Here is a 20,186-nt window from a genome sequence, read left to right as displayed (position 1 = left end):
GTTCCCCCGCCCCTCCCGCCCCTCCCATCAGGGAGCACCGCTATCCGTAACGCCGAGGCGTCCACGCGATCGTGCGCCCGTCGCCCCGCTCCGTGACCCGGGTCTGGGAGGAGCCGATGAGGAGGAGGGTGCGCATGTCGACCTCGGACGGGTCCAGGGTCTTCAGGGTCAGTACCCGTACCGACTGCTCCGGGCCGCCGACGTCGCGGGCGACGACCACCGGGGTGTCGGGTGAGCGGAGTTCCAGGAGGAGTTCGCGGGCGGCGGCGACCTGGTGGGTGCGGGACCTGGAGCCGGGGTTGTAGATCGCGAGGACCAGGTCGGCCTCGGCGGCGGCGCGCAGGCGCTGGGAGATGACCTCCCAGGGCTTCAGGCGGTCGGAGAGGGAGATGGTCGCGTAGTCGTGGCCGAGCGGCGCGCCCGCGGCGGCGGCGGCCGCGTTGGCGGCGGTCACGCCGGGCAGGACGCGGACCGGTACGTCGGCGTAGCGGTCCTCCGAGGCCACCTCCAGGACGGCCGTCGCCATCGCGAACACGCCCGGGTCGCCGCCGGAGACGACGGCGACGCGCCGCCCGCGCCGGGCCAGGTCGAGGGCGAACTCGGCCCGCTCCGACTCGACCTTGTTGTCCGAGCCGTGCCGGATCTGCCCGGCGCGCAGGACGGGGACGCGGTCGAGGTAGGTGGTGTAGCCGACGAGGACGTCGGCGTTGACGAGCGCGCCCCGCGACTCGGGCGTCAGCCAGGGCGCCCCGGCCGGGCCGGTGCCGACGACGACGACCTCGCCCTTCTCCCGTACCGGCGGCTCCGCGTCGATACGGGAGGGCAGCACGGCCACCGAGAAGTAAGGGACCGAGTCCGGGTCCACCGCGTCGAGGCGTCCGGTGCGCTCGCCCGCCATGAACGCGCGCTCCACGTACCGGGCGTCCTCCAGGCGCCCGGCCCGCTCCAGGGCCCGCCTGACGGTGGGGAAGGTGCGGCCCAGCTTCATCACGACCGCCGAGTCCGTGCCCGCGAGGCGGGCCGTCAGCTCGTCCTCCGGCAGCGTGCCGGGGACGATCGTCAGCACCTCCTCCGCCTCGCACAGCGGCTCCCCGAGGCGGGCCGCGGCGGCGCTGACGGAGGTGACGCCGGGGATGACGGTCGTGTCGTAGCGGTGCGCCAGCCGCTTGTGCATGTGCTGGTACGAGCCGTAGAACAGCGGGTCGCCCTCGGCGAGGACGGCGACCGTGCGGCCCGCGTCGAGGTGGGCGGCGAGCCGGGCCGCGGCCTCCTCGTAGAAGTCGTCGAGCGCGCCCCGGTAGCCGCCCGGGTGGTCGGTGGTCTCGACCGTGAGCGGGTACATCAGCCGCTCCTCGATCTGGTCCTCGCGGAGGTGCTCGGCCGCGATGGAGCGGGCGATGGACCGCCCGTGCCGGGCCGAGTGGTACGCGACGACGTCGGCCCCGGCGATGGCCTTCACCGCGGCCACCGTCATCAGGTCCGGGTCCCCGGGGCCGAGCCCGACCCCGTACAGCTTTCCGGTCACTGCTGGATCTCCGCTTCGTGCGCGAGGGCGTTGAGCGCCGCCGCGGTCATGGCGCTGCCGCCCCGCCTGCCCCGTACGACCAGGTACTCCAGGCCGAGTTCGTTGGCGGCCAGCGCGTCCTTGGACTCGGCGGCGCCGATGAAGCCGACCGGGATGCCGAGCACGGCGGCGGGCCGGCCCGCGCCCTTCGCGATCATCTCCAGGAGGTGGAAGAGAGCGGTCGGCGCGTTGCCGATCGCGACGACCGAGCCCTCCAGGCGGTCCCGCCACAGCTCCATCGCGGCGGCCGACCTGGTGGTGCCCAGCTCGGCGGCGAGCGCGGGCACCGACGGGTCGGACAGGGTGCAGACCACGTCGTTGCCGGCCGGCAGCCGCTTGCGGGTGACGCCGCTGGCGACCATCTGGGCGTCGCACAGGATCGGGGCGCCCGCGCGCAGGGCGGCGCGTGCCGAGGCCACGACGCCGGGGGAGTGGGCGATGTCCCGCACGAGGTCGGTCATGCCGCACGCGTGGATCATGCGTACGGCGACCGTGGCGACGTCGGCGGGCAGGCCCGCGAGGTCCGCCTCGGTGCGGATCGTGGCAAAGGAGCGGCGGTAGATCTCCGCGCCGTCCTTCTCGTACTCGAACATCCTGTTGCTCTCGCTCATCTCGTGGGGGTCGCCGGGCCGCGGGCCGCCGCGACCGCTTCGGACAGGGAGGTACGGGGGGTGGGGACGCCGTCGACCAGATAGCCGCCGTCCTCGGTGGCGAGGACGTCGACCCAGGCGCCGTGCGGGTGCCCGCAGCGGCGGGCGCACCCCGAGAGGTGGACGGGCAGCCGTCCGTGCGGGGCGAGGGCCGCGTCCCGCCGCACGTCGGCGAGGGACTTGGCGCAGCCGGGCCGCCCGGTGCAGGCGCTCACGCCGGTGCCGGGGGCGTCGGGCCGGGTGATCAGGCCGTACGCGGCCGGCTCGGCGAGCCCGCCGGGCGGCCCGACGACCACCGCGCCGCGCCAGGGCGTGAACCGCACCTCGCGGGCCGGCAGCAGCGCCCGCAACTGCGCGGCGGTCAGCCGGCCCAGCGGCGCGAGCACGTACCGGGCGTCGTCGCCCAGCGGCCCCGGGGCGGGCGGGTCCCCTTGGGGCAGCGGCGGTACGGGATGGGGGACGGGCTCCGCGGCGAGCCCGGCGCGCGCCAGGGCCGCCGCCAGGTCCGGCGCGCACCCCTCGGGCAGCTCCCGCACCCGCCAGGCGCCGGTCCCGGCGGCCTCGGCGGCCCGCAGGAACGCGTCGGCGGCGGCGAGCGCGGCGCGCGGGGCGTCGGCCGCGGCGACCCGGACGGCCTGCGGGCCGAGGCGCACCTGGGCGCGGACCTCCCCGCCGCCGGGGGGCCCTTCTGCGAGCAAGGTCACATCGCCGCCGAGCCCCGCGACGTCGCCCCGCCCGTCGTCCAGGACGAACAGGAACCGTCCCGAGAGCGCCGCCGTCCACGCCTCCGCGCACAGCAGCGCGTCCAGCTCACGCGCCCACAACTGCGGCTCGGCGCCGCCGAGTCCGTCCAGGCCGGCGGCCGGCGAGACGACGATGTTGCGGATCCGTTCGTGGCGCGGCGAGGGCAGCAGCCCGGCCCGGTCGAGCAGCGCGGCCAGCTCGGCGCCGCAGCCCTCGCCGAGCCCGCGCAGCTCCGCGTTGCCGCGCGAGGTGATGCTGACGCCACCGTCCCCGAGGGACTCGGCCGCCTCGGCCAACGCGAGGACCTGAGACTCCGTCAAACGCCCGCCGGGCAGCCGGAGTCGGGCGAGCCGCCCGTCGTCCGCCGCGTGCAGTCGCAGCGCACCCGGACAGGCGTCGCCGCGGTCCCGTATGAGAGGTTCGCCCGGTTCGGGCGAGGTACGTGGGGTGGCCGACATGGCGGCGAGCATACCCACGGCACGATCCCCTCCCACCTGCCGCGAACCGGCCACGGGAGGGGCCGGGGGCCGCCTCGGGCGGGGCCTGGGCGGGCAACGGGCGGGGCCTGGGCGGCCACGGGCGGGGCCTGGTCCGGCCACGACTCGGGCCCGAACCCGCCACGACCCGGCCCCGAACCCGCCACGACTCGGGCCCGAACCCGCCACGACCCGGCCCCGAACCCGCCATGACCCGGGCCACGACCCGCTCCTGACCGCCGCCCCCGCCGCCCCCCGCCCCAGGTGTGATCCGCCCGACCCCCCGGCTCTCCCCCGCCGCGCCCGCTCACGATCTAGGATGCAAGCGGCATGGGGTCCCAGGACCCCGGGGAGGAAGCCCGGTGAGAATCCGGCGCGGTCCCGCCACTGTGAGCCGGTCCGGAGGTTTCGGGGCGGTGAGTCAGGAACTCCCGCCGTCCATACGACCACCCGGGGCGCGGACAACCCCGAGGAAGGGCCTGAGCTCGCCATGCTCCTGCTGCTGTCGCACTCCGACACCGACCTGCTCAGTGCCCGAGCGGCGAACGCCGCCGCCGGGGAAGGCCCGGTGGAGTACCGGTACGCCAACCCGGCCCGGCTGCCGCTGGCCGACCTCCCCGCGCTCCTCGACGGCGTCGAGCTCGTCGTCGTCCGTCTCCTCGGCGGTCTGCGGTCCTGGGACGAGGGCCTGGACACGGTCCTGGCCGCCGGGAAGCCCGTGGTGGTGCTGAGCGGCGAACAGGCCCCCGACGCGCAGCTGATGGAGACCTCGACCGTCCCGGTCGGCGTGGCCACCGAGGCGCACGCGTACCTGGCGCACGGCGGCCCGGGCAACCTCGGGCAGCTGGCCCGCTTCCTCTCCGACACGGTGCTGCTGACAGGCCACGGCTTCGAGCCGCCGGCCCCCGCGCCGACCTGGGGCCCCCTGGAGCGGATCCCGGGCGCCACGCCCGAGGGCGCCCTCACGGTCGCCGTGCTCTACTACCGCGCCCACCACATGAGCGGCAACACCGCCTTCGTGGGCACCCTCTGCGACGCGATCGAGCAGAAGGGCGCCCGGGCGAAGGCCCTGTACGTGGCCTCCCTGCGGGCCCCGGAGCCGGAGCTCCTCGACGAGCTGCGCGGCGCCGACGCGATCGTCACGACGGTCCTCGCGGCGGGCGGCACCAAGCCGGCCGAGGCGCAGGCCGGCGGCGACGAGGAGGCCTGGGACGCGGGCGCGCTCGCCGCCCTGGACGTGCCGATCCTCCAGGCGCTGTGCCTGACGGGCTCGCGCGCCGCGTGGGAGGAGAACGACGAGGGCCTGTCGCCGCTGGACGCGGCCAGCCAGGTCGCCGTCCCGGAGTTCGACGGCCGGCTCATCACCGTCCCGTTCTCCTTCAAGGAGATCGACGAGGACGGGCTGCCCGCGTACGTGGCGGACGCCGAGCGCTCCGCCCGCGTCGCCGGCATCGCCGTCCGGCACGCCCGCCTGCGGCACATCGCGAACGGCGAGAAGAGGCTGGCGCTCGTCCTCTCCGCGTACCCGACGAAGCACTCCCGCATCGGCAACGCGGTCGGCCTGGACACCCCGGCCTCCGCCGTGGCGCTGCTGCGCCGGCTGATCGCCGAGGGCTACGACTTCGGCCCGGTCGAGGACATCCCCGGTCTGGTCTCCGGCGACGGCGACGAGCTGATCTACGCCCTGATCGAGGCCGGCGGCCACGACCAGGACTGGCTCACCGAGGAGCAGCTGGCCCGCAACCCGGTCCGCATCCCGGCCGCCGACTACCGGCGCTGGTACGCCGAGCTCCCGGCGGAGCTGCGCGAGCGGGTCGAGGAGCACTGGGGTCCGGCGCCGGGCGAGATGTTCCTGGACCGCTCCCGCAACCCCGAGGGCGACATCGTGCTCGCCGCGCTGCGCCGCGGGAACCTGCTGGTCCTCATCCAGCCGCCGCGCGGCTTCGGAGAGAACCCGATCGCGATCTACCACGACCCGGACCTGCCGCCCTCACACCACTACCTGGCGGCCTACCGCTGGATCGCCGCCCGCGCCGAGGACGGGGGTTTCGGCGCGGACGCGATGGTGCACCTGGGCAAGCACGGCAATCTGGAGTGGCTGCCCGGCAAGAACGCCGGCCTGTCCGCCGCCTGCGGCCCGGACGCCGCGCTCGGCGACCTGCCGCTCGTCTACCCGTTCCTGGTGAACGACCCGGGCGAGGGCACCCAGGCCAAGCGGCGCGTGCACGCCACGCTCGTCGACCACCTGGTGCCGCCGATGGCCCGCGCCGACTCGTACGGCGACATCGCGCGCCTGGAGCAGCTGCTCGACGAGTACGCGCAGATCAGCAGCATGGACCCGGCGAAGCTGCCGGCGATCCGCGCGCAGATCTGGACGCTGATCCAGGCGGCGAAGCTGGACCACGACCTGGGCATGGCGGACCGCCCGGAGGACGACGGCTTCGACGACTTCCTGCTGCACGTCGACGGCTGGCTGTGCGAGGTCAAGGACGCGCAGATCCGGGACGGTCTGCACGTCCTGGGCGGCGCCCCGGCCGGTGAGGCCCGGGTGAACCTGGTCCTGTCGATCCTGCGCGCCCGGCAGATCTGGGGTGGCACGCAGGCGCTGCCGGGCCTGCGCGAGGCGCTCGGTCTGGACGAGTCGGCGGCGACCCGCACCACCGCCGACGAGGCGGAGGCGAAGGCCCGCGAGCTGGTCGAGGGCATGGAGGCGGCGGACTGGTCCGTGGACGCGATCGGCTCGGTGGCCGCCGCGTACGGCGCCGAGGTGCACGCGGTGCTGCGCTTCGCCTGTGAGCAGGTCGTCCCGCGGCTGGCCGCCACCACCGACGAACTCACGCACGCCGTCCACGCGTTGAACGGCGGCTTCGTCCCGGCCGGGCCCTCGGGCTCGCCGCTGCGCGGCCTGGTCAACGTGCTGCCGACCGGCCGCAACTTCTACTCGGTCGACCCGAAGGCCGTGCCGTCCCGCCTCGCGTGGGAGACCGGCCAGGCGCTCGCCGACTCGCTCCTGGAGCGCTACCGCACGGACAACGGCGGGTGGCCGACCTCGGTGGGCCTCTCCCTGTGGGGCACGAGCGCGATGCGCACCGCGGGCGACGACGTCGCCGAGGCGCTCGCCCTGCTGGGCGTCCGCCCGACCTGGGACGACGCCTCCCGGCGCGTGAACGGCCTGGAGCCGATCCCGCTCGCCGAGCTGGGCCGTCCCCGCATCGATGTGACGCTGCGCATCTCCGGCTTCTTCCGGGACGCGTTCCCGCACGTCATCGGGCTGCTCGACGACGCCGTACGGCTGGTCGCGGGCCTCGACGAGGGCGCCGAGGACAACTACGTACGGGCGCACGCCCAGGCGGACCTCGCGGAGCACGGCGACGAGCGGCGCGCCACCACCCGTATCTTCGGCTCCCGGCCGGGCACGTACGGGGCGGGTCTGCTCCAGCTGATCGACTCGCGCGACTGGCGCACCGACGCCGACCTGGCCGAGGTGTACACGGTGTGGGGCGGTTACGCGTACGGCCGCGGTCTCGAAGGGCGCCCGGCGCGGGCCGAGATGGAGACGGCGTACAAGCGGATCGCGGTCGCGGCGAAGAACACGGACACGCGCGAGCACGACATCGCGGACTCCGACGACTACTTCCAGTACCACGGCGGCATGGTGGCGACCGTCCGCGCGCTGAAGGGCACGGCGCCCGAGGCGTACATCGGCGACTCCACCCGCCCGGAGACGGTCCGCACCCGCACGCTGGTCGAGGAGACCTCCCGGGTGTTCCGCGCCCGGGTGGTCAACCCGCGCTGGATCGAGGCGATGCGCCGGCACGGCTACAAGGGCGCGTTCGAGCTGGCGGCGACGGTCGACTACCTCTTCGGCTACGACGCCACGACGGGCGTGGTCGCCGACTGGATGTACGACAAGCTGACCGAGGCGTACGTCCTCGACCCGGAGAACCAGGCCTTTCTGAAGGAGGCCAACCCCTGGGCGCTGCACGGCATCGCCGAGCGTCTCCTGGAGGCCGAGTCCCGCGGCATGTGGGAGAAGCCGGACCCGGAGACGCTGGCCGCGCTGCGGCAGGTCTTCCTGGAGACCGAGGGCGACCTGGAGGGCGCGGCGGACCCGGCGGACACCGACGGGCACTGATGGGCACTGATGGGCACTGATGGGCACCGGGACGGGCCCTGACGGACACCGACGGCCGCCGGGACGGGCCCTGACGGCCGCCGGGACGGGTACCGGCGGGCGGTGACGTCCGGCGGGGAGTGCTGGGTTACGCTCCCGGTCCGCGCGCGTCGTGCGTGCGGATCGGGACGGTGACCTGGGGTGGGGTGGTGGGCGTGCGTGCCCGCGGAGCGGTGACGACGGCGCTGGTGCTGGGTCTGGGCCTGGCCTTGGGCGCGTGCTCGGGCGGGGGTGACGGGGACGGCGGGGGTACGTCTCCGAAGCCGAAGGCCCCGAGGTCGGCGCACCCCACCACGACGGCGCCCCCGGCGCCTTCGGCGACCCCGTCCGGGGACCCGGACGCGGAGCCGGGCGGGGACCCGACGTCGGATCCGGCGGCGAGCGCGACCCCGTCGAAGGTCCGGATCACCCCGGGGACCGGCGGGCGGTCGGCGAAGCCGTACCGGCCCGGGACCTCCGGCGGGGTGAAGAAGAAGACGGCGGCGGAGCCGCAGCACCCGTACGCGGGCCCGAACCCGCCCCCGGCGCCGGACCGTCCGGCGCCGCCGCCCTACACGCCGCCGCCGGGGTACCGGCCGGGCGATCCCGTCACCGTGGTCCCGGTCCCCACCTTCGAGCAGACCCCGTTCACACCGGACACGGTGCGCTGACCCACGGTTCCAGCTCCACCCGCCGTCCCCGGAAGCCGTGCCGCAGCCGCCGGTCGTGGCTGACGACCACCAGCGTGCCCGGGTAGTGGGCGAGGGCGGCTTCCAGCTCCTCGACCAGGCCGGGGGAGAGGTGGTTGGTCGGCTCGTCGAGGAGGAGCAGGTCGGCCGGGGTGGTGACCAGGCGGGCGAGTTCCAGGCGGCGCCGCTGCCCGGCGGACAGGTCCCGGACCGGGGTGCCGAGGTCGGCCGGGGCGAACAGGCCGAGCCCGAGCAGTTCCGCCTCCCGGCCCTCGCCGAACGCGGCGGCCAGGGTGCGCGGGTCGTGCGCGGCCGTGGGGTCGCCGGCGGTGTCCTGGCGGAGCAGGCCGGCCCGGGCCGGGGCGCTCACCGTGCCCGCGTCGGGGGCGAGTTCGCCCGCGAGGACCCGCAGCAGGGTGCTCTTCCCGGCGCCGTTCGGGCCGGTGACCAGGAGCCGTTCGCCCGGTTCGAGGCGTAGGGCGTCCAGTCGCAGCCGGCCGTCGACCCGGATGCCCGTCAGGTCGACCGCCGCCGCCGTGCCCTCGATCCGGGCGGCGAACCGCAGCGGGTCGGGGGGTCGGGGCACCGGGTTCTCGGCGAGCCTGCGCTGCGCCTCGCGGGCGGCCCGGATCCTGCTCATCGCGCCGTGCGCCCGTGACCGGGCCCGGAACGCGCCCGCGCCGCTGAAGGCGGCGGGTGCCTTGCGGGGGATCGCGGAGAAGCGGTCGATGGTGCTGTCGGCGCGCGCGGAGTGCCGGGCCCATTCGGCCCGCCATTCCTCGTACTCCCGTTCCCTGCGGGCCCGTTCGGCGGCCCGGCCGGTCAGGTAGCCGCCGTAGCCGTTGCCGTGGCGCCGTACCGTGCGGGTCTCGTGGTCCACCTCCAGGACGGCGGTGGTGACCCGGTCGAGGAAGGCCCGGTCGTGGGTGACGGCGACGACCGGGCCGCGGTGGGTGCGCAGCCGTTCCTCCAGCCAGTCGACGGCCTCGTCGTCGAGGTCGTTGGTCGGCTCGTCGAGCAGCAGGAGTTCGGGGTCGGAGGCGAGGGTCGCGGCGAGCGCGAGCCGGGAGCGGCGTCCGCCGGAGAGGGTGCCGAGCCGCCGTTCGCGGTCGAGCGGCTCGCGCTCGCCGAGCCGCCGCAGCACGCTCTCCACCCGCCGGTCGGCGTCGGCTCCGCCGCGGGCCTCGTAGGCGGCGAGCAGGGCGGCGTATCCGGCGAGGTCGCCGGTGCGGCCGAGGGCGGACTCGGCGGTACGGATGGCCCGTTCCAGGGCCCGTACGTCGGCGAGGGCGAGGTCGATCGCCGCGCCGACGCTCGCGGTGCCGGGCAGGTCCAGGGTCTGGGCGAGGTGGCCGAGGCCGCCGGGCGCCTCGACGGTGACGGTGCCGTTGTCGGCGCTCTCCCGGCCGGCGAGCAGCCGCAGGAGCGTGGACTTGCCGGAGCCGTTGTCGCCGACGACGCCGATCCGTTCGCCGGAGCGGACGGAGAGGGAGACCCGGTCGAGGACGAGCCGGGTGTCGTAGCGCTTGGTGACGTCGGTGAGATGGACACGGAACAAGGGCGGCCTCCCGGGGCTGGACGACAGGGACGGATCTCGCGGGACGAGCCGGACGAGCCGGGGATCGGCGCGGCCCACTCAGGATCTCATCGAGACGAGACGGTTCGTCTCGTGATCTCGACGTGCCTACCGTACGTCTTGATGCCCGTTCAGGCAAGACGTTGCGTCTCGTCAGGTGGTGGGTGTCAGTGCGGGGGCGTCGCCCCGGCCCGCTCCCCCAGCACCCGCACCGCGTCCACGATCAGGTCCCAGAAGCGGTCCGGGTCCGCCTCGATGCCGACCTCGGCGTTGGCCGGCAGGCCGGTCACCCCGTCCAGGTCGACCACCGTCGCCCCGCGCGTGTACGTGCCGGCGAGCTCGACCGCCACCGGCGCCCGCACCAGGCTGACCAGCGCGGGGTCGATCAGATGGGCCACGGTCAGCGGGTCGTGCAGCGGCGGCGCGTCGAAGCCGTACACCTCGCGGTAGGTCCCCGCGAAGTACGTCAGGAGCTCGACGCACAGCAGCCCGAGCGGGGTCCCGAGCCCGGCGAGCCGCGAGAGCACCTCGGGGGTGGCCCGGACCTGATGGGTGACGTTCAGGCCGAACATGGTCAGCGGGATCCCGCTGCGGAAGACGAGGTCCGCCGCCTCCGGGTCGCAGTGGATGTTGAACTCGGCCGCCGGCGTGGTGTTGCCCCGCCCCGTCGACCCGCCCATCAGCACGATCCGCTCGATCCGGGCGGCCAGTTCGGGGTGGGCGAGCAGCAGCGCGGCCACGTTGGTCAGCGGCCCGGTCGGCACGAGGGTCACGGGCGCCGGGTGGGCGAGCAGGATGTCCCGGGTCAGCGCGAGGGCGTCGCGCGGGTCCTGCGGCACGGGCGGCTCGCCCTCGCCGAAGCCGGGCCCGTCGAGCCCCGAGTCGCCGTGGATGTGCTCGGCGACGCGCGGCGCGCCGTACGGCCCGGCGTGCAGCGGGCGGTCCCGGCCGGCCGCGATCGGGACGCCGTGGATCCCGGCCACGGAGCACACCCGGCGCGCGTTGAGCGTGGTCTTCTCCACCGTCTGATTGCCCGCCACGGTGGTGATGGCGAGCAGGTCGACAGCCGGATGGGCGGCGGCGAGCAGGATGTTGAAGGCGTCGTCGTGTCCGGGATCGCAGTCGAGGATCACGGGTACCGGCATGCGCCCACCGTCCCACATCGCCGCCCGTACGTCACGGTCCCGGGCCCCTCGTCCGTTCCCGTGCCCTAGGGGTTCTTCGCGTCGTGCGCCGCCTTGACCGCCGCCGCCGCGTCCACGTTGCCGAGTCCCAGTTTCACCAGGTTCCGCGGGTTGCCGGCGGTCTGCTGGATGGTCCGGCGGACGGCGGCCGGGTCCAGGCCCTGCCGGTGCAGCAGGGCGGCCACGGCGGAGACGTACGGGGAGGCCATCGAGGTGCCGGAGAGCTCGCCGTACCCGGAGGGGTTCTTGAGGCTCTCCTTCGTCGGGTACGTCGGCAGTGTGGACAGGATGTCGACGCCGGGCGCGGAGACGGCGTTCTGGGCGCCGAAGTTGGTGAAGGAGGCGGGGGCGCCGTCCTCGTCGGCGGCGTTGACCACGAGCACCGGGGTGTCGAGGGCGTACGGCTGGAGGACCGTGGAGTCGTTGCCGGCGGCGGCGACCACGACGGCGCCCTTGGCGTCGGCGACGGAGATGGCCTGGTTGAGGACGCCGCCCTTGAGCAGCCGGGCCATCAGGCCGGACTCGCCGAGGGAGAGGTTGATGACGTCGGCGCCGTGCTGGGCGGCCCAGACGATGCCCTTGGTGATGTTCTCGTCGCTGCCGCTGCCGTCCGCGCCGAGGACCCGCACCGGCATGATCTTCGCGCCGGGCGCGCCGCCCGAGACGCCGACCCCGTTGTCGGTGTGGGCGGCGGCGATGCCGGCGACGTGGGTGCCGTGGCCGTTGAGGTCCTTGGGCTCGGTGTCGTTGTCGACGAAGTCGTAGCCGTCGACCAGTCGCCCCTTCAGGTCCGGGTGGTCGAGGTCGACGCCGGTGTCGACGACCGCGATGACGGTGTCGTCGCCCCGGTCGGTGGACCAGGCGTCGGGCATCTTCAGGGCGTCGAGGGCCCACTGGTCGCCGCGCAGGGGGTCGGGTGCGGCGTCGTCGCTGCCGCACCCGGTGGTCACGGCGGCGGTGAGGACGGTCAGGGCCGTGAGGGCGACGAGGGTGGCGCGGGCGGGCCGACGACGCATGCAGTTCTCCCCATTCACACGTATTCGTACGGGTTTAGGCCAGTCAGCGGTCAGTCAACAGGGAGCGGGGGAGTTCCGCATCCGGAGCACGGCGGCCACCCCGACCCCTACTTGTTCTAGTAGAGTGCGAACAAGTAGAACCGCCCATGGGAGCCATGGGAGCCAGGGGAGGATCCTGTGAACCGTGCCACCACCCGGCTGCGGCTGCTCGCCGCACTGCCGTTCCTGCTCGCCCTCGCCGTCGGCCCGCTGCTGTTCGCGCTCTGGCGCGACCGGCTGCCCGACCGCCTCGCCACCCACTTCGACCTCGACGGACGCGCCGACGGCTTCACCGCCGCCGCCGGGTACCTCGTCATCGGCTCGGCCCTGCTGCTCGCCCTCGGCGTCGGCTGGACCCTCTTCGTCCGGCGCCGGGCTCTGTGGGGCGCCTGGGCCACCGCCGGGTTCACCGGCGGACTGCTCGCCCTGCAACTCCGCGCCAACCTGGACGTGACCGACCCGGCCGAGGCCCGCCTGCGGATCGCCGTACTGACCGTGGCCCTGGCGATCGGCGCCCTGGCCGGCGCCGTCGGATGGGCCCTCGCCCGGCTCGTCCCCGCGGAACCCGCCCGGGAGGTGTCCGTGCCCGCCGACGCGCCCCGCCTCGACCTCGCCGCCGGTGAACGCGCGGGCTGGGCGCGGACCGCGGGCTCGCTCCCGATGACCCTGCTCGGCGCCGCCTTCCTGCTCGCCGTGCCCGTCGTCCCCTTCTTCGCCCCCTGGCCGTACGCGCTGATCCCGCTGGCCGTCGGCCTGCCCGGCACCGCGCTGAGCCGGGTCCGGGTCACCGCCGACCGGCGCGGCCTGACCGTCCGCCCCGCCCTGGTGGCCCGGCCCCGGCTGCGGGTGCCGCTCGACGACCTCACCGGCGCGACGACCCGGGACGTCGACCCGATCGCCGAGTTCGGCGGCTGGGGCTACCGGGTCCGGCCCGGTTCGTCCGGCGTGATCCTGCGCTCGGGCCGCGCGCTCGCCGTACGGCGCCGTGACGGGCGGGAGTTCGTCGTGACCGTCGACGACGCCACGACGGCCGCGGGCCTGCTCAACGCGCTCGTGGAGCGCGCGGGACCCGGACCCGGCACGAGCACCCCCGGCACCTCCGCCCCCGGCGCCCCCGGCGCCCCGGCCCCCCGGAAGGACTGACCGTGCTCTTTCGGGTGGATCCCGCCTCCTCCGTCCCCCTCGGCGACCAGATCGCCGGCTGCGTCCGGGGCGCCCTCGCCGACGGCAGCGCCCTGCCCGGCGAGCGACTGCCCGCCGCGCGGGAGCTCGCCGACTCCCTCGGGGTCAACGTGCACACCGTGCTGCGCGGCTACCAACGGCTCCGCGAGGAGGGCCTGATCGAGCTCCGCCGCGGCCGCGGGGCCGTCATCGTCCCGGGTGCGGCGGCACCGGGACGCGCCCAACTCATCGACCGGCTACGGGAACTGGCCGCTGAGGCGCGGCAACTGGGGCTTACGGATGATGAGTTCCTGGAGCTGGCGCGCGCGTCTCTTGGGTGAGGGGTGAGGGGGGCGGATTCCAGCGGGCAGCGGGCAGCGGGCAGCGGTCGGCGGTCGGCTGGTGCGGCGGCCGGTTGGCGGCGGGGCCTCAGCCGGCTGCCGGGCCGCCGGGCCGCCGGGCCGCCGGGGCGGCGGGGCGGCGGGGCGCCGGGCCGGCGGGTCCTCAGCCGACCGCCGCCCCCAGCCGCACGTTCCACCGCCCCGACCGCCCCGACAGCTCCACCGCGTGCAGCGGGCGCACGTCGAGGCGCCAGAAGGTGGAGTCGGGCGCGCCGAGCGCGTGGCTGACGGCCGCGCGGACGACGTCCGGTTCGGCGAAGGCGTGGACGGGGCCCGGCTCCAGGGCGTCCAGCCAGCCGGCGACCCGGGCGCGCAGCTCCCGCAGGGACTCGCCGCCGTGCGGGGCGGCGGCGGGGTCGGCGAGCCAGGCGGCCACCGACTCCGGTTCCTCGCCGGTCAGTTCGTCCAGGCGGCGCCCCCGCCACCGGCCCATCGCGCAGCCCGCGAGGGCGGGCTCGTCCCGTACCGAGGCCGGGTCGAGGCCCAGGGCCTCGGCGGTCGCCCGGCACCGCCCGGACGGCGAGGAGACCACCCGTACCCCCGCCGGAAGCGCCAAGGGGCCCGAGGTGACGGCCTCGACCGGCCCGCCGTCGTCGAACCGGGCCTCGCGCAGGGCGGCCGTCATCGCCGGGGAGACCAGCGTGAGCCGTACGGACAAGGGGCGCACGGGCATGGGTGATTCATCCCTCAATTCATCGGCCGTCTCCCGGGCGCCCTTGGCGCGGAGTGACGGGCGCGGTACGGTCAGGCGTCAATTCCACAGAACGACGACGGCGAGACGGAAGTCCGGTGCAAGTCCGGCACGGTCGCGCCACTGTGAGCCCGCCCCGGTGTTCCCGGGAGGGGTGAGTCAGACCCGACGACCGTCGTCGCGCACCACCGTATGGGACGCGAGTTCCCGAGGAGGTTCCACCATGGCCGAGGCCATCGCGTCGCCCGCCGTCACGTCCACCCCGTCCATCGCCGTTCCGGTTTCCCTGCCGGTCCGCGCGGTGCTCCCGTGGGCGGCGTTCGCCGGGATCCTGATGCTCGTAGCGCTCTACTTCGTCGGTGCCGAGCAGGGCGCCACGTCCCTGTTCGCGGGCAGCGACGTGCACGAGTGGGTGCACGACGGGCGTCACCTGCTCGGCTTCCCCTGCCACTGAGGGGCACCGCGCACATGTCACCCACCGCTCCATCCACCGCTCCGTCCCCGGCTCAGTCCCCCGCCGCCCCCACGGGTTCGCTCGTGGGGCGGCTCCTGGTCCGCGGCATGCTCGCGGGCCTGATCGCCGGACTCTTCGCCTTCGGCGTCGCCTACGTCGCGGGTGAACCGTCCGTCAACGCCTCGATCGCCGTCGAGGAGGCCGCCGCCAAGGCGGAGCACGCGGCAGCCCACAGCCATGGCGCGGGCCATGGGCAGGCCGCGGCTCCCGCCGAGGAGGAGGAAGAGATCGTCAGCCGGGACCTCCAGTCCACGGCGGGTCTCGCCACCGGCGTCCTCGTCTACGGCGTCGCCCTCGGCGGCATCGCGTCGCTGGCGTTCTGCTTCGTCCTGGGCCGGGTGGGCCGTTTCAGCCCGAAGGCGACCGCGGCGCTCGTCGCGGCGGCCGCCTTCACCACGGTCTATCTGGTGCCGTTCCTGAAGTACCCGGCGACCCCGCCGGCCGTCGGCAACCCGGACACCATCGGGCAGCGCACCACCCTGTTCTTCCTGATGATCCTGCTGAGCGTGCTGCTCGGCGTCGCGGCGATCGTCGCGGGCCGCCGGCTCGCCCCGCGCCTCGGCAACTGGAACGCGACCGTCGTGGCGGGCGCGGGCTTCGTCGCGGCGATCACGGTCGCGTGCCTGTTCCTCCCCGGGAACGGGGACTCGGTACAGGCGTCCTTCCCGGCCGCCGTGCTGTGGGAGTTCCGCCTCGCGACCCTGGGCATCCAGGCCGGTCTGTGGGTGGTCTTCGGACTCGCCTTCGGCCTGCTCGCGGAGCGGCTCCTCGCCCCGCGTCCGGCCCCGGCACAGGTGGCACAGCCGGCCCCGGCCGCCTGAGCCACGCCCGTACGCCTCGTACGGCGCGTACGGCGCGTACACCTCGTACGCGGTCATCGGCCCCGTACCCCTTCCGTGGGGGTACGGGGCCGACGCGTGTCGTACCTTTCCTGTGAGGTCAGTCCAGCTCGCGGACCGGCGCCCCCGCCAGGAACGCCTCGATGTCCTCGACGGCCTGCCCGAAGTAGCGCGCGTAGTTGGCCTCGGTGACGTACCCGAGGTGCGGCAGCGCGAGGACGTTCGGCAGGGTCCGCAGCGGGTCGTCGGCGGGCAGCGGCTCCGTCTCGTACACGTCGAGCCCGGCCCCCGCGATCCGGCCCTCGCGCAGCGCGCCGAGCAGCGCCGCCCCGTCGACCAGGCCCGCGCGGGAGGTGTTGACCAGGTACGCGCCGGGCCGCATCGCCCGCAGTTCCGCCTCCCCGAGCAGGCCGCGGGTGCGGTCGGAGAGCACCATGTGCAGGGAGACGACGTCGCTGCCGGCCAGCAGATCGGGCAGGCTCTCCGCCCGCCGCACCCCGTGCTCGGCGGCCCGCTCCTCGGTCAGGTGCGGGCTCCAGGCGACCACGTCCATGCCGAACGCGAGGCCGATCCGCGCCACCCGGCCGCCGATCTTGCCGAGGCCCACGAGCCCCAGGGTGCGCCCGGACAGGTCGAGGCCGAGCGTCGACTGCCACGGCCCGCCCTCGCGCATCGCCCGGCTCTCCGTGTGCACCTGCCGGGCCAGTCCCAGGATCAGCGCCCAGGTCAGCTCGGTCGGCGGTTCGGAGCCGCTGGCGGTGCCGCAGACCGTGACGCCGCGGGCGCGGGCGGCGGCGACGTCGATCGAGACGTTGCGCAGGCCCGAGGTGACGATCAGCCGCAGCCGGGGCAGCCGGTCCAGGAGGGCGGCGTCGAGCGGGGTCCGCTCGCGCATCACCACGAGGATCTCGCAGTCCTCGACGGCGGCGACCAGCGCGTCGCGGTCGGCGAGGTGTTCCCGCAGGACGCGGACCTCGACCCGGTCGTCGAGCGGGCTCCAGTCGGCACAGGACAGGGCGACGCCCTGGAAGTCGTCGAGGACCGCGCAGCGCAGCTTCGCGGCGGGCGCGGCGGACGCGGCGGGCCCGGAGGAGGCGGCGGACGCGGTCGAGAGATTCGGCGTACTCGGCATGGACGGCGTACTCGGCGTGGACGGCATGGAGCGCATGATCCCAAATGGCCCCGCTCGAAGCGACAGACGTTCGCTCACCGCACACAATCGGGGTGATCGGGCCCGGCGTCCCGCCGTGCGACGCCGGACGGACTCCGGAGGCGGTATGACGACCGGTGGTGACGACGAACTCTCCGTGCTGCGGGCCCGGGTGGCCGCTCTGGAGGCGGAGGCGGTGGCCCGCCCACCGGCCCCGGCCCACCACCGGGTACGCGCGTTCTTCTCGGCGCTCCTCATCGTCATCGGCTGCGTCCTGGCCCCGCTGAGCCTGGTCGCCGCCTGGACGGCGGACCTGCTCGGCAACACCGACCGGTACGTGTCCACGGTGGCCCCGCTCGCGAAGGACGCCGACGTCCAGGCGGCCGTCGCGACCCGCGTCACCAACGTGGTGATGGAGCACATCGACCTCACCGACCTCCTCGAAGGCGTGGCGCCCGCGCAGCGCCCGGTCCTGGAGAAGGCCCTGGGCAAGCTGGGCAACTCGCTGGAGGGCGCGGTCGGCAGCTTCGTCCACGAGAAGACGCAGGACGTCGTGGCCTCCGGCACCTTCCAGAACATCTGGAACGAGGCCAACCGGGCCGTCCACACCTCCCTCGACCGGGCCCTCACGGGCAGCGACGAGGGTGCCGTGAAGATCGAGCAGAACACGGTGACGCTGGACCTCGCGCCCGTCGTCGACCAGGTCAAACAGCGGCTGGTGGACTCCGGGCTGACCGTGGCGGGCAAGATCCCCGAGGTCCACACCGACTTCACCCTCGTGCAGTCCGACGACATCGGGAAGGTGAAGACCGGCTTCGCGCTCCTGCAGAAGATGGGCTTCTGGCTGCCGGTGATCGCCGTCGTGCTCATCGCGGGAGGCGTCCTGCTCGCCGCCCACCGGCGCCGCAGCCTGGTCGCCGGGGCCCTCGGCGTCGTGGCCGGGGCGCTGGTGCTCGGCGTCGGCCTGACCGTCTTCCGCACGGTCTATCTCAACGCCCTGCCCAACGGCGTCTCCCCGGCCGCCGCCGGCTCCGTCTACGACATCCTGATCCGCTACCTGCGCACCTCGGTGCGGATGGTCGCGGTGCTCGGCGTGGTCGTCGCGCTCGCCGCCTGGCTCTCCGGCTCGGGGAAGTACGCCACGCTGGTACGGGGCGTGTGGCACTCGGGCATCGGCGCGGCCCGCACGACCGCCGACCACGCGGGCTTCCGCACCGGCCCGGTGGGCCCGTTCGTCGGCCGCTACCGCCGGTGGATCGTCTGGGTGCTGGTGGCGGCGGCCGTGCTGACGTACGTGCTGTGGTCGTACCCCACAGGCTGGGTGGTCGTCGGCCTGGCGCTGGCCCTGCTCTTCGCCTTCGCGGTGACGGAGTTCCTGGCGGAGGAGCCGGCGGCCCCGAAGAACGGACGGGACCCGGCGGGCGGACCGGGCCCGACGGGCGGACCGGGCGGCGGCGCGACCGGCGGCCCGGACGACAAGGGCACGGGATCGGGATCGGGACCGGCCACGGGACCGGGCGGCGGCGCGACCGGCGGCCCGGACGACAAGGGCACGGGATCGGGATCGGGACCGGCCACGGGACCGGGAACGGGCACCGGCACCGGCACCGGCACGGGACCCTCCCTCACCTCCAATTGATCCGCGTCCGTACGGCCCGCGCCGCCTTCCACCCGAAGCTGACGGCGTACGCGGAGACGGCGGAGTGCGCGGGCCGCAGGCGCAGCAGCAGTTCGCCGTCGCTGGGCCCGACCCGTACGGTGTGCAGCCGCTTGGCCGTGCCGGGCAGCGCGACGGCGTGCTCGTCGGCCCGCTTGCTGACCTTGCCGCCCAGGGCGTTGCCGAGGGCGCCGCGGGCGGTCAGGCCGTGGGCGGTGCAGCGCAGCGAGAGCTGCCAGTCGCCCTTGGGGAGCGGGCCGCCGCCGTCGGCGCGGGTCAGGTCGAGGGAGGCGCGGAAGCAGGCCCGCCCGTAGTCGTACGTCTCCTTGCCGCGGCTCACCGTGAGGTGCGGCGAGGGGGTCTGTTCGGCGGTGACGGCGAGCTCGCGCCCGCTGGCGGTGTGCCGCAGGACGAGTTCGGTGACGAGGTCGTCGGTGTCGACCTGGTCGAGGTAGGCGTACCCGGAGAGTTCGAGCACGGTGCCGTGCCAGGCGAGCCGGTCGACCCGGCGGCGCGGGCTGGCGCCGAGCGTCTGGCCGGTGATGTCGCACAGTTCCCCGTACGCGGGGGAGCCGGCCGGCGGGTAGGGCGGGGCGGCGTACATCCGCCCGTCCCGGACGAGCGCCTTGCCGGGCCGGCCGGCGAGCTGCCAGCGGACGACGGCGGCGAGCTCGTCGACGAGTCCTTCGCGCAGGCAGTGCGCGATCAGCTTCTCGTGGACGGGCATCCGGGCGAGGACGCCGGGCCCGATCCACTCCCGGGCGTGGGGCCGGGCGAGTTCGACGAGCAGTTTGCGCTCGTCGGCGTCGGCGTCGAGGAAGCCCTGGTCGAAGCGGCGGATCATCTCGACGTTGACGTGCCGGCCGACGAGGTGGTCGCGCAGCGGCCCGGGCCCGGTCATCCCCTTCACGAGCTCGACCATCTCGGCGGCCTGCCGGAGGGCGGTGCCGAACTCGATGCCGTCGGCGGTGATGTTGCCGTCGTCGCCGCGTTTGACGACGTAGTAGCAGTCGTAGTCGCCGACGATGGAGATGACCTTGCTGTGCAGGTAGGCGCGGGCGACGAAGTGCTGGTCCTCGCTGATCCGCATGTGCTCGGGGAAGCGGAGGCCGTGCTTCTCGATGACCTCGCGGCGGAACAGCTTGAACGGCATGAGGGTGTAGTAGACGTCGCCCTTGGACAGGTCGGCCCGGTCGACGTTCTTCGCGAACACCTGCTTGGGCACCCGGCGTCCGACCCCGACGAGTCTGGCGAGGACGGTGTCGGAGCCGTTCCGCTCGGCCATGGCGACGAGCCGCTCCAGCGCCTCGGGGCCGAGGCAGTCGTCGCCGTCCACGAAGAACACGTAGCGGCCGGTGGCATGGTCGAGCCCGACGTTCCGCGGCCGGCTCGGACCGCCGGAGGCGGCCTGGTGCACGACCTTCACCCGCCCCGGATGCCGCGCGGCCCACTCGTCGAGCACCTCGCCGCTCCCGTCGGTGCTGCCGTCGTTCACGGCGACGACCTCCAGGGCGTCGAGCCCGACGGTCTGCTGCTCGATCGAATGGAGCGTCAGCCGCAGGTAGGGCATCGCGTTGTAGACGGGCAGCACAACGGAGACCGTTGGCTGAGCCGGGACCTTCATCGTTCGCCCCCAGGTGTGCGGATCCTGTGAACCATCCGGCCGTTAAACGAGCGAGGTC

16 protein-coding genes and 2 riboswitches are annotated in these 20,186 nt (G+C 74.9%); of the genes, 7 read left to right on the top strand and 9 right to left on the bottom strand.

What is annotated here, in order from left to right:
- Positions 1–40: 40 nt before the first annotated feature.
- From AB0Q96_RS08620 to AB0Q96_RS08610, 3 genes are read right to left on the bottom strand one after another with little or no spacing between them, the layout of a single operon-like run.
- Positions 41–1,525: a precorrin-2 C(20)-methyltransferase gene (locus AB0Q96_RS08620; RefSeq protein ID WP_365323037.1), complete on the bottom strand. Its 1,485-nt coding sequence runs from the start codon at positions 1,523–1,525 to the stop codon at positions 41–43.
- The gene (locus AB0Q96_RS08615) at positions 1,522–2,175 is read right to left on the bottom strand and encodes a precorrin-8X methylmutase (RefSeq protein WP_365323035.1); all 654 of its coding nucleotides are present in this window, start codon (positions 2,173–2,175) and stop codon (positions 1,522–1,524) included. The genes AB0Q96_RS08620 and AB0Q96_RS08615 overlap by 4 nt, the downstream gene beginning before the upstream one ends.
- Positions 2,172–3,416 carry a cobalamin biosynthesis protein CobG gene (locus AB0Q96_RS08610; RefSeq protein WP_365323033.1) on the bottom strand — a complete coding sequence of 415 codons (1,245 nt, stop codon included), beginning with the start codon at positions 3,414–3,416 and terminating at the stop codon, positions 2,172–2,174. Before AB0Q96_RS08610 ends, AB0Q96_RS08615 begins: the two co-directional genes overlap by 4 nt.
- Positions 3,417–3,749: 333 nt before the next feature.
- Positions 3,750–3,884, top strand: a riboswitch (cobalamin riboswitch).
- A 40-nt stretch (positions 3,885–3,924) separates the two neighbouring features.
- Here AB0Q96_RS08610 and cobN point away from each other — a divergent pair.
- Together cobN and AB0Q96_RS08600 are read left to right on the top strand one after the other, a co-directional pair.
- Positions 3,925–7,569, top strand: coding sequence for a cobaltochelatase subunit CobN (cobN, locus tag AB0Q96_RS08605; protein ID WP_365323031.1), 3,645 nt, complete (start codon positions 3,925–3,927; stop codon positions 7,567–7,569).
- A gap of 194 nt (positions 7,570–7,763) precedes the next feature.
- On the top strand, positions 7,764–8,258 hold the full coding sequence (locus tag AB0Q96_RS08600) for a hypothetical protein (protein ID WP_365323029.1): 495 nt from the start codon (positions 7,764–7,766) through the stop codon (positions 8,256–8,258).
- Here AB0Q96_RS08600 and abc-f read toward each other — a convergent pair.
- The 3 genes from abc-f to AB0Q96_RS08585 all read right to left on the bottom strand — a co-directional run bounded on the left by abc-f (position 8,236) and on the right by AB0Q96_RS08585 (position 12,052).
- Positions 8,236–9,834: a ribosomal protection-like ABC-F family protein gene (gene abc-f / locus AB0Q96_RS08595; protein ID WP_365323027.1), complete on the bottom strand. Its 1,599-nt coding sequence runs from the start codon at positions 9,832–9,834 to the stop codon at positions 8,236–8,238. The genes AB0Q96_RS08600 and abc-f overlap by 23 nt on opposite strands.
- Before the next feature lie 185 nt (positions 9,835–10,019).
- A complete protein-coding gene (locus AB0Q96_RS08590) occupies positions 10,020–10,997 on the bottom strand; it encodes a nucleoside hydrolase (RefSeq protein WP_365323025.1) in 978 nt (325 codons plus the stop codon).
- A 65-nt stretch (positions 10,998–11,062) separates the two neighbouring features.
- Positions 11,063–12,052: a S8 family serine peptidase gene (locus tag AB0Q96_RS08585; RefSeq protein WP_365323023.1), complete on the bottom strand. Its 990-nt coding sequence runs from the start codon at positions 12,050–12,052 to the stop codon at positions 11,063–11,065.
- A 177-nt stretch (positions 12,053–12,229) separates the two neighbouring features.
- Here AB0Q96_RS08585 and AB0Q96_RS08580 point away from each other — a divergent pair, with 177 nt between their 5' ends.
- Both AB0Q96_RS08580 and AB0Q96_RS08575 read left to right on the top strand, forming a co-directional pair.
- Positions 12,230–13,234, top strand: coding sequence for a DUF1648 domain-containing protein (locus AB0Q96_RS08580; RefSeq protein ID WP_365323021.1), 1,005 nt, complete (start codon positions 12,230–12,232; stop codon positions 13,232–13,234).
- Positions 13,235–13,236: 2 nt separating this feature from the next.
- Entirely contained in the window at positions 13,237–13,593 is a 357-nt protein-coding gene (locus AB0Q96_RS08575) for a GntR family transcriptional regulator (RefSeq protein WP_365323019.1), read from the top strand.
- 163 nt (positions 13,594–13,756) lie between these two features.
- Here the strand turns inward: AB0Q96_RS08575 and AB0Q96_RS08570 are convergent, their stop codons facing one another.
- Positions 13,757–14,311: a histidine phosphatase family protein gene (locus tag AB0Q96_RS08570; protein WP_365323313.1), complete on the bottom strand. Its 555-nt coding sequence runs from the start codon at positions 14,309–14,311 to the stop codon at positions 13,757–13,759.
- 122 nt (positions 14,312–14,433) lie between these two features.
- Positions 14,434–14,509: riboswitch (cobalamin riboswitch) on the top strand.
- Between the two features lie 58 nt (positions 14,510–14,567).
- Between AB0Q96_RS08570 and AB0Q96_RS08565 the strand changes: the two genes are divergently transcribed.
- Both AB0Q96_RS08565 and AB0Q96_RS08560 read left to right on the top strand, forming a co-directional pair.
- A complete protein-coding gene (locus AB0Q96_RS08565; protein WP_329421978.1) occupies positions 14,568–14,798 on the top strand; it encodes a CbtB-domain containing protein in 231 nt (76 codons plus the stop codon).
- 14 nt (positions 14,799–14,812) lie between these two features.
- Entirely contained in the window at positions 14,813–15,679 is an 867-nt protein-coding gene (locus AB0Q96_RS08560) for a CbtA family protein (RefSeq protein WP_365323017.1), read from the top strand.
- A gap of 118 nt (positions 15,680–15,797) precedes the next feature.
- On the opposite strand, the gene AB0Q96_RS08555 is transcribed toward AB0Q96_RS08560, so the two are convergent.
- Positions 15,798–16,856 (bottom strand): D-2-hydroxyacid dehydrogenase family protein, encoded by a 1,059-nt coding sequence (locus AB0Q96_RS08555; protein WP_365323014.1) that lies wholly within the window; start codon positions 16,854–16,856, stop codon positions 15,798–15,800.
- Positions 16,857–16,974: 118 nt separating this feature from the next.
- On the opposite strand from AB0Q96_RS08555, the gene AB0Q96_RS08550 reads away from it, so the two are divergent.
- Positions 16,975–18,486, top strand: a complete 1,512-nt coding sequence (locus AB0Q96_RS08550; protein WP_365323012.1) for a hypothetical protein — start codon at positions 16,975–16,977, stop codon at positions 18,484–18,486.
- Here AB0Q96_RS08550 and AB0Q96_RS08545 read toward each other — a convergent pair.
- Positions 18,473–20,128, bottom strand: coding sequence for a glycosyltransferase (locus AB0Q96_RS08545; protein WP_365323008.1), 1,656 nt, complete (start codon positions 20,126–20,128; stop codon positions 18,473–18,475). The two genes, AB0Q96_RS08550 and AB0Q96_RS08545, sit on opposite strands and share 14 nt — an antisense overlap.
- Positions 20,129–20,186 lie beyond the last annotated feature (58 nt).

It is taken from the genome of Streptomyces sp. NPDC093111 (genome assembly GCF_040683955.1).
Classification (GTDB): Bacteria; Actinomycetota; Actinomycetes; order Streptomycetales; family Streptomycetaceae; genus Streptomyces.
This window is presented reverse-complemented; position numbering and strand designations above follow the sequence as displayed.

Bases quoted from the DNA above. Each gene is read 5' to 3' on its own strand.
- AB0Q96_RS08615 (WP_365323035.1), bottom strand. From the start codon at position 2,175: ATGAGCGAGAGCAACAGGATGTTCGAGTACGAGAAGGACGGCGCGGAG.
- AB0Q96_RS08610 (WP_365323033.1), bottom strand. From the start codon at position 3,416: ATGTCGGCCACCCCACGTACCTCGCCCGAACCGGGCGAACCTCTCATA.
- cobN (WP_365323031.1), top strand. From the start codon at position 3,925: ATGCTCCTGCTGCTGTCGCACTCCGACACCGACCTGCTCAGTGCCCGA.
- AB0Q96_RS08590 (WP_365323025.1), bottom strand. From the start codon at position 10,997: ATGCCGGTACCCGTGATCCTCGACTGCGATCCCGGACACGACGACGCC.
- AB0Q96_RS08585 (WP_365323023.1), bottom strand. From the start codon at position 12,052: ATGCGTCGTCGGCCCGCCCGCGCCACCCTCGTCGCCCTCACGGCCCTG.
- AB0Q96_RS08565 (WP_329421978.1), top strand. From the start codon at position 14,568: ATGGCCGAGGCCATCGCGTCGCCCGCCGTCACGTCCACCCCGTCCATC.
- AB0Q96_RS08560 (WP_365323017.1), top strand. From the start codon at position 14,813: ATGTCACCCACCGCTCCATCCACCGCTCCGTCCCCGGCTCAGTCCCCC.
- AB0Q96_RS08555 (WP_365323014.1), bottom strand. From the start codon at position 16,856: ATGCCGTCCACGCCGAGTACGCCGTCCATGCCGAGTACGCCGAATCTC.
- AB0Q96_RS08550 (WP_365323012.1), top strand. From the start codon at position 16,975: ATGACGACCGGTGGTGACGACGAACTCTCCGTGCTGCGGGCCCGGGTG.
- AB0Q96_RS08545 (WP_365323008.1), bottom strand. From the start codon at position 20,128: ATGAAGGTCCCGGCTCAGCCAACGGTCTCCGTTGTGCTGCCCGTCTAC.